Here is a 980-nt window from a genome sequence, read left to right as displayed (position 1 = left end):
TCTCAATATCATCAGATTCTCTCATTTCAAATCTGTTCTCTATTGAATCAATCAAAACCATTTTCTTGCACATCACAAAGGAAGAGAGCCTGCGCAGCGTAAAACTGTACAAGAAAGACATGCCTCTTATGGACTTGTCTCAAGTGCCAAGGGCTGTCGCAATACCCACGAGCTGGCAAGGTGTATGATAGTGCCAGTTTGTTACGACTCAACACTTTTTTACCGCACAATGGATAATTTAACCTTTTCAGTTTCTCTCACTTCCAATTTTGGCAGGTTGCGCACAATTTTCATTGTTTCCAAGCTTACAGTAATAACCCGCTGAAACAATTCCAATGGATAAGCTGGATTACCCACCGTTTCAACAGCATAGCGATTGGCATCATTCACAATCCCACTCGCTTTATCCGTTTTGACAACCTGCCGCTCCATAACCCATTCAAGAGCAGGCCTGCCATTGATCACATACTCATAAGCTTCAAGAGGAATATTCTGCATCGTGATATGCGCATTATAAATCACTGTGCTTTTGTCAATAGCACCACGCTTACCAGCAAATTTCATTGCTTCAACACGATAAAAACTCTTCTCATCAGAAATCACCCAAGTTCTTGGATCACCCTGTTTATAGGTAACGGGATAGGGTTCAACTTCTTCATAATTCATATGCAAATCACCAAGCTTTCGCCCCGCTGTAACAAAAGCCCAAAAATCCTCTACCTTTTTAACTGTTGGAATACGCGGCAATTGTTTAGACAGATTATGCGCATAACGAGCACGATAATCTTCAGAATGCAAAATCCCATAAACATAATAAAACAAATCATCCTTTGTAATCATTTCACCAGGATAAGCTGCCTTAAAATAAGCCAACCCTTCATCCGTAAGAGCATCACGCCGCTGTAAACCAGTTTCTTTGCTTTCCTCTGCAAAATTTGCAAACAAATGAACCTGATTCCCTTTTTTAGCTCCTAAGGGTG

Annotated in this window: 2 protein-coding genes; one reads left to right on the top strand and one right to left on the bottom strand. The window is 40.8% G+C overall.

Going from position 1 to position 980, the window contains the following annotated elements:
* On the top strand, window positions 1-188 hold a 188-nt coding region (locus ACFIL8_RS11065; RefSeq protein WP_375689838.1), incomplete at its 5' end, for a hypothetical protein.
* Window positions 189-219: 31 nt separating this feature from the next.
* Here ACFIL8_RS11065 and ACFIL8_RS11060 read toward each other — a convergent pair.
* On the bottom strand, window positions 220-980 hold a 761-nt coding region (locus ACFIL8_RS11060; protein WP_375689836.1), incomplete at its 5' end, for a type ISP restriction/modification enzyme.

The organism is Bartonella sp. AP57NXGY (assembly GCF_042195805.1).
Lineage (GTDB): Bacteria > Pseudomonadota > Alphaproteobacteria > Rhizobiales > Rhizobiaceae > Bartonella.
Note: the sequence above shows the minus strand (reverse complement) of the source record. Positions and strands in the feature narration are given on the sequence as shown.